This is a genomic window from Actinomadura rubrobrunea NBRC 15275, from assembly GCF_001552235.1.
GTDB lineage: Bacteria > Actinomycetota > Actinomycetes > Streptosporangiales > Streptosporangiaceae > Spirillospora > Spirillospora viridilutea.
Window position 1 is genome coordinate 114,152 of the sequence record NZ_BCQU01000005.1, and the last position, 9,279, is coordinate 123,430.

The 9,279-nt window shown below is 74.1% G+C and carries 5 protein-coding genes; 2 read left to right on the top strand and 3 right to left on the bottom strand.

All coding sequences use genetic code 11. The features are described from left to right. The first annotated feature begins 31 nt into the window (after nt 1–31). Complete coding sequence (locus tag AR3_RS02885) at nt 32–3,454, top strand: bifunctional glycosyltransferase/CDP-glycerol:glycerophosphate glycerophosphotransferase (protein ID WP_227022976.1); 3,423 nt, start codon at nt 32–34, stop codon at nt 3,452–3,454. Between the two features lie 18 nt (nt 3,455–3,472). Here the strand turns inward: AR3_RS02885 and AR3_RS02890 are convergent, their stop codons facing one another. From AR3_RS02890 to wecB, 3 genes are read right to left on the bottom strand one after another with little or no spacing between them, the layout of a single operon-like run. Next, nucleotides 3,473–5,752, bottom strand: a complete 2,280-nt coding sequence (locus AR3_RS02890; RefSeq protein WP_227022926.1) for a glycosyltransferase family protein — start codon at nt 5,750–5,752, stop codon at nt 3,473–3,475. Between the two features lie 22 nt (nt 5,753–5,774). Further along, nucleotides 5,775–6,500: a hypothetical protein gene (locus AR3_RS02895; protein WP_067907872.1), complete on the bottom strand. Its 726-nt coding sequence runs from the start codon at nt 6,498–6,500 to the stop codon at nt 5,775–5,777. Beyond that, nucleotides 6,484–7,599 carry a non-hydrolyzing UDP-N-acetylglucosamine 2-epimerase gene (gene wecB, locus AR3_RS02900; RefSeq protein WP_067907875.1) on the bottom strand — a complete coding sequence of 372 codons (1,116 nt, stop codon included), beginning with the start codon at nt 7,597–7,599 and terminating at the stop codon, nt 6,484–6,486. The genes AR3_RS02895 and wecB overlap by 17 nt, the downstream gene beginning before the upstream one ends. 24 nt (nt 7,600–7,623) lie before the next feature. Between wecB and AR3_RS02905 the strand changes: the two genes are divergently transcribed. Continuing rightward, nucleotides 7,624–9,135: a glycosyltransferase family 4 protein gene (locus tag AR3_RS02905; RefSeq protein ID WP_227022925.1), complete on the top strand. Its 1,512-nt coding sequence runs from the start codon at nt 7,624–7,626 to the stop codon at nt 9,133–9,135. Nucleotides 9,136–9,279 lie beyond the last annotated feature (144 nt).

Consider the following 9,279-nt stretch of genomic DNA (forward strand, 5'->3'; position numbering starts at 1 on the left):
GCCCTCCCCCCGGCAAAAGGAGATCGCCTTGGTGCCCCACCGGATCAGCGTCATCGTCCCCGCGCACGGCACCGCCGCCGAGCTGAACGACACGCTGCGATCGCTGGCCGCCCAGACGTACGGCGACCTCGAGGTGCTCGTGGTGGACGGCGGGACCGGCGCGGCCGCCGAGGCCGACCTGCCCGACGACCGGTTCAGGCTGATCCGGCGCGGCGCGCCGAGCCGCGGCGCGGCCCGCGGCATCGGCGTCGCCGAGGCGGAGGGCGAGTTCCTGGCGTTCGCCGACGACGGCGACGTGCTGCCCAAGGACGCGCTGGCCGCGCTGCACTCCTCGCTCACCACCAGCGGGTCGGACTTCGCGGCCGGGAACATCGCGGTCCGGCGGGAGGGCGGGTCGCGGCCGTCGCGGCGGCACCGCGAGGCGTTCGCGTCCGCGCACCTGCGCACCCACGTGCGCAAGCATCCCGCGCTGCTGGACGACCGGCTGGTCACCGGCAAGCTGTTCCGCCGCGCGTTCTGGGACCGGCACGCCCTCGCCTTCCCCGACGTCAACCGCGACGACGACCTGGCCGTGGCGGTGCCGGCGTACTTCCTGGCGGAGGCGGTGGACGTGCTGCCCGAGGTGGTGCTGCGCCGCGCCCGCGACACCGCGCCCGAGCCGACCGCCGATCCGCAGGCCGTCGCCGACGGGTTCGCCGCCGTCGCCGCGGCGCTGGCCGCCCTGGACGGCCGCTGGACCGCCCGCGACCGCCGCCGCTTCCTCGCCTCGGTGCTGAACGCCGAGCTGCGGGCGTTCCTGGACGCGCTGCCCGACGCCACCGACGAAGACCGCGCCGCCGTGGTGAAGCAGGCGGCGGCGCACGCGTCCTGGCTGGACTCCGAGACGCTGGCCGAACTGCCGTCGATCACCCGGCTGAAGTGGCATCTGGCGGGCCGGGAGCGCCGCACCGAGCTGGTCAAGGTGGTGCGGTACGCGCGGGGCAAGCCGTCCCCCGCCATCGTGCGCAGCGGGCTGCGCCGCTACGTCGTCCACCCGTACTGGAAGGACGAGAAGGTCGGCGTCCCCGACGAGGTGTACCTGGCGCGCACCGAGGTGGCGCTGCGCAGCCGCACCCACGAGGTGGCCTGGCGCGACGGCAAGCTGTTCGTGACCGGCGAGGCGTACATCAACGCGGTGAGCATGCGGCGCCGCTGGACGTCGGTGAAGAGCGTGGTGCTGCGGTCCGGCCGGCGGCGCGTGGTGCTGCGGGCCCGGCAGACCCGCAAGCCCGGCAAGGCGTCCGGGCCGTGGACCGGTTTCGAGTTCGTCCTCGACCCCAAGAAGCTGCGGCGCGGCGGCGCCTGGACGGACGGCCGCTGGGACGTGGAGGCCGTGGTGTTCAACGCGGGCGTGCTGCGGTCGGCCCGGCTGCGCGGCGGCAGCAGCGGCAGCGCGGCCCGCCCGCCGTACCACTACGTCGACGAGAACGTGCGGATCGTCCCGCAGGTGGTGGACGGCACGCTGCGCATCGACGTGGAGACCGTCACCGCCAAGGCCACGGCGCTGCGGTGGGACGACGACGCGCTGGAGATCGAGGGCCTGCACGGCGGCGGCGAGCCCGCGCTGGGCCTGGCGGTCGGCGACGAGGTCGTCCCGGTGTCCGCGACGGTGACCGGGGAGCGGTTCACGGCGCGCGTCCCGCTGCCCGAACCGCAGCGGATGACCGACCCGCGAGCCATCGACGACACCTGCGACTGGGCGGTGCTGATCGACGGGCGCCCCCTGGTGCTGGCCGAGGGCGTCGACGGCATCGAGCGGTTCACCGGCGGCCGCGAGCTGACCGCGGGCCGCGACGCGTCCGGGTACCTGCGGGTCCAGTCGCGGTCGGCGCGGCTGACGGTGACCGAGTGCGCGTGGCGACCGGACGGCGCCCTCGTCCTGGCCGGGACGCACCGGGCCGGTGACACCGGCGAGATCGTGCTGCGCAGCCGGGGCCGCCGCAAGGAGTACGCGTTCGGCGTCGTGCGCGGCGACGACGGCGTGCTGCGCGCCGAGATCCCGGTCGCGGCGGTGCCGAGCGTGGCGGGCGTGCTGCCGCTGCGCCAGGGCCGCTACGACCTGCTGTTCCGCACGCCCGGCGGACGCGCCCTGGCCGTGAGCGTCGACCCCGCGGTGTCCTCCTCTCCGCCCGCGGCCGTGGAGGTCTCGCGGCGCGGCTACGAGGTGGAGCTGCAGCGCAAGGGCCTGGTGGTGCGCGTGACCGGCGACGTGCCGCCGGAGGAACGCGCGGCGGCGACGACGCTGCGCGCCGAGGCGCGCCAGCGCGCGGCCAAGGAGGGGCTGCGCGACGCGGTCGTGTTCTCCTGCTTCAACGGGCGCCAGTACTCCGACAGCCCCAAGGCCATCCACCTGGAGATGGTCGCGCGCGGCCTGGCGGACGAACTGGAGCAGCTGTGGGTCGTCAACGACCAGCAGGTGGAGCTGCCCGACACGCTCACGCCGCTGCGGCTCAACGGCCGCGAGTGGCACGAGGCGCTCGCGACCTCCCGGTACATCATCACCAACCACCGGCTCGGCGACTGGTTCCAGCGCCACCCCGACCAGGTGGTGCTGCAGACCTGGCACGGCACGCCGCTGAAGAAGATCGGCCGGGACGTCAAGGAGGTGCACTTCGCCTACGCGCCCGGCATGAAGCAGGCGTACCGCTCCCTGGCGAAGGCCAAGGGCAAGGGCGAGGAGCCGCCCGCCCCGCCGTCGCTGCCGGAGTGGACGCACCTGCTGTCGCCCAACCCGTTCAGCACCGAGATCTTCCGCCGCGCGTTCGCGTTCGAAGGCGAGATCATCGAGGCCGGGTATCCGCGCAACGACCTGCTGTACCACCCCGAGGCCGACCGGATCGCCGCGCAGGTGCGGGCCCGGCTCGGCGTGCCCGCCGGCAAGCGGGTCGTGCTGTACGCCCCGACCTGGCGCGACGACCAGTACTACAGCCGGGGCCGGTACAAGTTCGACCTGCGCCTGGACCTCGACCGGGCGCGGGCGGCGCTGGGCGAGGACCACGTCCTGCTGGTCCGCCTGCACAGCAACGTCGTGGACGGCGTGCCGGAGGACGGCGAGTTCGTCAAGGACGTCTCGCTCTACCCCGACATCACCGACCTGTACCTGATCGCCGACGTGCTGGTCACCGACTACTCGTCGGTCATGTTCGACTTCGCGGGGACCCGGCGGCCCATGCTGTTCTTCACCTACGACCTGGCCGACTACCGGGACCGGCTGCGCGGCTTCTACCTGGACTTCGAGGCCGAGGCGCCGGGGCCGCTGCTGGAGACCTCCGACGCGGTCATCGAGGCGATCCGCGACATCGAACCGGTCGCCAAGGAGTACCGCGACAACTACGACGCGTTCGTCGAACGGTTCTGCCCGCTGGACGACGGCAAGGCCTCCGCCCGCGTCGTGGACCGCCTGTTCCCGCGCTGAGCCCCGGCCGGTGCCCGGCTAGGCGGTCAGGACGCCGGCCAAGAGGTCGGTCCACCGTCGGCAGACCTCGTCCAGGCCGTAGGCGCGCCGCACCTGGTCGCGGGCCGCGCGCCGCTCGGTCTCCCACAGGCCGCCGCGGACGGTCGCGGCGATCGACGCGGCCATGGCGGGCGCGTCGTCGTGGATCCACCGGGCGTCGTAGATGGTGTCGGCGCCGGGCCAGTTCCGCACGACCGGAACGGCGCCGGACGCCATGCCCTCGGCCGGGGCGAGGTGGAAGCTCTCGTCGTCGCTGGTCGACAGGACGAACCCGATGCGGCGCAGCCACGCGGCCACGTCGCGGCCGTAGGGGTCGAACACCACGCCGCCCGCCAGCAGCGGGGACCGCCGGATGCGGCGGAACACCTTCTCGTAGTGGGCGCGCTCCTCGTCGCGCTGCCAGATCCACCAGTACTCCCACGGCAGCTTCGACTTGACGAACAGCGTGAACCGGAGGTCGTCGCGGCGCAGCTCCTCGACGACGTCCAGCGCCAGGTCGAGCCGCTTGCGGGACGGCGCGATGCCGATGATGCCGAGGTGGTGCTCGGCCCCGGCCAGCTTGGGCCGGTCGAGCTGCCGGTCGTCCACCCAGTTGGGCACCACGACGATCTTGTCGGGGGACCAGCCGGTCGTCTCGCGGGTGAGCCGGGCGTAGTGCGGGCTGACGCAGACCACCCGGTCGACGGCGTCGATGTCCAGCTGCTTGGGCCATCCCGCGTACAGCTCGAACCGGTGCAGGCGCACCAGCAGCCGCTGGCCACGCCGCTTGTGCCGGGCGTACCAGAGGGCGTTCGGGCCGCACCACTCGCACACGATCACGTCGGCCCATTCGACGAGCTCCTTGCTGCGCTCGGCGTCGTGCGCCTTGAGCGCCGCCCACTGGTCGACGCGGACCTCCATGTCCGGCCTGGACTTGAGGTAGTCGAGCAGGCGGGTGAAGAACTTCAGGTCGTGCCCGGCGACGCCGACGCGCAGCGGACGCCGCTCGGCGCCGCCCGGCGCCGCGGCGGGGACGGACGTGCCGGCCGCGGCCACCGTGACCGGGGTCGCGGCCGCGCGCGCCTCCGCCGCGGCGCGGGCGGCGGCCAGCACGGTCTCCGACGGCTCGGGGAACGTCCGCTCCAGGTGCGCGGCGATGCGCGCGGCGGCGGCGTCGAGGGTGAAGTCGGCCGCGGCGGTGCGACAGCGTTCCGCGGCCAGCCCGTACACGTCGGGGTTCTTGCCGATGAGCGTCAGCGCGTCGACCACGTCGGTCTCGGACGTCACGAACAGCGGATAGTCGGGGCCGAACAGCCGTTCGTGCATAGGGGTGCGGTTGAGCACGACCGGCACGCCCAGCGCCCCGCATTCCAGGATCTTGGTGGACAGCTCCAGGCTGGCGTCCATCTCCGGGTGCCGCCACGACAGGCCCACGTCGCACCCGGCGGTGATCCGCATCGCCTCGGCGCGGGGGTGGCCGCCGTGCCACACCACGCCCCGCGCGGTCTCCAGGGCGGTGCGCATGCGCGCGGCGAACCCCGGGTCCCGCGGATCGTCGTGGATCTTGTCGCCGACCATGTGCAGCTCGGCGTCCACGCCGCGCATCGCCAGCAGGCGCGGCAGCGACGTCATCTCGTAGGTGTTCCAGCGCGGCGCGAACTTGCCGGTGTACACCAGCCGCAGCGTCCGCCCCCGCGGCGGCTCCGGGCTCCGCGGCGCCAGCCCGTCCGGCAGCACCACCACCGGCGGGAACAGCACGCACTTGCCCGCCGTGGCCGGGACCGCGCTCTCCAGGAAGGAGCGCAGCTCCTCGGTCTGGCACAGCAGCACGCGCGAGGCGTCGGCGATGCGCCGCAGCTCGCCCTTCGCGGACCGATCGAACGCGCTCGCCGACTGCGGGACGTCGGTCAGGTACGTCCACAGGCGCCCGGCCAGCGGCGTGTGCGCCAGCTTCCCGGCCAGCCGCCGCCCCCGCACCACGACCAGGTCGTGCGGGCGCTCGGCGTCGATCTCGGTCAGCACGACGGCGGCCTGGCGGGGCGTCATGCCCTCGCCGCCGCCGATCCGGCCCTCGGCGTGCGGGCTGCGCACGGTGACGCCGGGCAGGGCGCGCAGCGGGTCCACCAGGCGTCCGGTGCGGATCGGCGCCTTGAGCACGAGGGTCGCCTCGCACCCGGCGCGCGCCAGCACCTGCACCATCCCCTGGGCCCAGATCGCCGAGCCGTCGATCAGGTTGAGATCGACGTCGCCGTAGACGAGCGCGCGTGGTCGCACGGGCATTCCCTTCCGGTCGTCCATCGGTTCAGGCGGACTCGAACGTCGGCGCCAGCTCGGCCAGCCGGGCGGCCGCGGCCGTCCGCGCGTCCCAGTCCAGGACCGCCAGGCCGGGCGGCGGCGCCTCGCCCCACAGCACCAGCGGCAGGCCGCGCAGGCGGGCCAGCTCCCGCACCTCGTGCAGGACCTGTTCGCGGTCGTACACGCCGGGCGTCCCCAGGTACGCCCACGGGCCGCCGGGCTCGCCCGCCGCCGCGTCCACCACGACCATGTCCACGTCGGCGGCGTCCAGCACGAGCCTGGCGTCGTGCGGGTACAGGTGCACGATCTTGACGTGGTCGGCCAGCGCCGCCGCGGCGGCCCGGCCGAGGATCCCGGCGATCACCACGCGCTCGCACGGCGCCGCCACCAGCAGCCGGTCCTCCGGACGCTCCACCCGGTCGACCTGGACGCGGGTCCTGCTCTCCCGCGCGGTCGCCGAGGCGGCCGCGGACGCGGGCGCGTGGCGCTTCTTCCACAGCCGGTACAGCTCGCGCGGCAGCCGCGGCGCCCGCCGCCGCGGGTTGCGCGCCGCCCCGGCGACCAGGCGGCCGAACTGCAGCGCCGCCGACGCCTCCAGGGCGGCCAGCCGCTGCTCCAGCTCCTGGACGCGGGCCTGGCTCTCGCGCAGCGCGGCCCGCAGCCGCCCCACCTGGTAGTGGGCCCGGGCGAGGTCGGCGGCGCCGGGCGTCGTGGGGTCACGCGGATCGGTCACCGAGAAACTCCATGATCACTTCGGCGATGCGGGGGCCGGCCTTCCCGTCCCACAGCGGCGGCCTGCGGTCCGTCCGCGGGGACGCCTCCCCCGCCTCGAGCGCCTTGCGGGCCTCGGGCACCAGCTCCTCGAAGCCGACGAGCCGGTTGGTGCCGTGGGTGATGGTGATCGGCCGTTCCGTGTTGGGCCGGACGGTCAGGCACGGCACCCCGAGGATCGTCGTCTCCTCCTGCAGTCCGCCGGAGTCGGTGACGACCGCGGCCGCGCCGCGCACGGCGGCCACGAAGTCGATGTACCCCAGCGGCTCCAGCACGCGCACGCGCGGATGGTCGTCCAGCCCGGCGGCCAGCAGGTTGGCGCGGCCGCGCGGGTGCACCGGGATGACCAGGTCGGCCAGGTCGGCGACGCCGTGCAGGTGCCGCACCAGCGCCGCGGCCGTCTCCGGCGCGTCCACGTTGGCGGGGCGGTGCATGGTGGCCAGCGCGTACCGCTCCGGCAGGCCGTGCTTCGCCCGCACCGCGGCGGTGTCGAACCGGTCCAGGTGGGCCAGCAGGGTGTCGATCATCGGGTTGCCGACCAGGTGCACCCGCTCCACCGGCACGCCCTCGCGGGCCAGGTGCCCGACGGCCTCCGGGCTGGTCGCGAAGCACAGCCGCGACAGCTGGTCGGTGAGGCGCCGGTTCACCTCCTCCGGCATGGTCATGTCGAAGCTGCGCAGGCCCGCCTCCACGTGGGCGACCGGGATGTGCAGCTTGGCCGCGACGAGGGCGGCGGCGATGGTCGAGTTCACGTCGCCGTACACGATGACGAGCGCCGGTGAACGGCGGGTGAACTCCGCCTCCAGCGCGGTGAGCAGCGCGGCGGTCTGCGCGGCGTGGCTGCCCGAGCCGACCCCGAGATTCACGTCCGGTTCGGGTAGTCCCAGCTCATGGAAGAAGACGTCCGACATCCGCTCGTCGTAGTGCTGGCCCGTGTGCACCACCGCCTGGTCGGCGCCCGCGGCGCGCAGCGCCCCGATCACCGGGGCGGCCTTGACGAAGTTCGGCCGGGCCCCCAGGACGTGAACGATCGACCCCAACACGATTTCCCTTCTGTTCATCGGGGTTGCTTACGCTCGCCCGCCGTGCTCAACCGACATGCCCTCGTGCCGCCCCTCAAGGCGGCCGTCTACCTGCTGGGACTCTCGTGGCGGCAGATGCGCGACGACCCGCGCCGGGCCGCCCGCCTGGCGCTGCGGCTGCTGCTGCGCGCGCTTCCGGCCGGGGCGGCGGCCCGGCTGCGGCGGACCCGGCTCGGCCGGCTGACCGTGCCGCGGCCGCGCGATCCGCGCCGCGAGGCCGCCGACCTGCGCCTCCTGCTCGACCATGACATATCCGGACCTACCCCTACATCGATCAAGAGACGGTCGGATCCGGTCAATAACGGGTCCGTTTGCGTCCTGCAGTTCGTGACGAACGCACTGCCGCGCACGAGCGCCGGGTACACGGTCCGCACACAGCGGATCGCGCTGGCGCAGCGGGCGATGGGCTACGACACCCACGTGGTGACGCGCCTCGGATACCCGCTCAGCCAGGGCATCGCCGACCTGCGCGCACGTGTGGAGGTGGAGGGGGTGCCGTACCACCGGCTGCTGCCGTGGCTTCCGCCGGGCACGCCCGTCGAGGCCGTCGCCAAAAGCGCGGACCTGGCGGGGCGGCTGGTGCGCGAGCTGCGCCCGTCCGTGCTGCACGCGGTGAGCGACCACCACAACGCGGCCGTCGCGCTGGAACTGGGCCGCCGCCACGACCTGCCGGTGGTGTACGAGGTCCGCGGGTTCCTGGAGGACTCCTGGCTGTCGCGCGACCCCGCGCACCGCGAGACCGACGACTTCTACCGGCTGACCCGCGCGCTGGAGACGCGGCGCATGGCCGCCGCCGACGTCGTGGTGACGCTGGGCGAGGCGATGCGCGCCGAGATCGCCGACCGGGGCGTCGACCCCGACAAGATCATCACGGTGCCCAACGGGGTGGACGAGGAGTTCCTGGAGCCGCTGCCCGACGGCGCCGCCCTGCGCGCCGAGCTCGGCATCGGCGCCGACGACCCGGTGGTGGGCCTGACCTCGTCCTTCTACGGCTACGAGGGCATCGACACGCTGATCGACGCGGCCGCGCTGCTGCGCGAGCGCGGCACCGAGGTCGTCCTGCTGCTCGTGGGCGACGGGCCGGAGCGGGGCGCGCTGGAACGGCGCGCCGCCGACCGGGGCGTGCGCGCGGTGTTCCCCGGCAGGGTGCCGATGTCGTCGGTACGTCGGTATCACGCGGTCCTCGATGTGTTCGCGGTTCCCCGGCGGGCCGACCGCGTCTGCCAATTGGTCACGCCCCTCAAGCCCGTCGAGGCGATGGCCGGGGGAATTCCAGTAGTAGCAAGTGATGTCAAGGCATTGCGCGAAATAGTGGAACCGGGCGTGACCGGCACGTTAACTCTTCCAGAAGACCCGGAGGCGTGGGCGGACGCACTCGGCCGGCTCATTTACAGTCCCGAACTACGCCGGAAAATCGGACGGACCGCTCGGGAATGGGTCCGAGCGGAGCGCACCTGGCGAGCCGTGGCGGACCGGTACCGGGACGCCTATCCGGTCTCGCCGCGGGTGCCGTGACAGGAAGCCATGACCGTGCCGCGGCCCATGTCCGTGACACGGAGGCCCTGTCCGTGACACGGCCGTGACCGTGGCGCGGAGGACAGGACGGCAGGGTGCGGGCGATGCCGGCGCCGTGGACATCGCGTGAAGGGAGCCGCCGGT

Excerpts from the sequence above, each read along its gene's own strand:
- AR3_RS02890 (WP_227022926.1), bottom strand. The coding sequence starts at position 5,752 with ATGCCCGTGCGACCACGCGCGCTCGTCTACGGCGACGTCGATCTCAAC.
- wecB (WP_067907875.1), bottom strand. The coding sequence starts at position 7,599 with ATGAACAGAAGGGAAATCGTGTTGGGGTCGATCGTTCACGTCCTGGGG.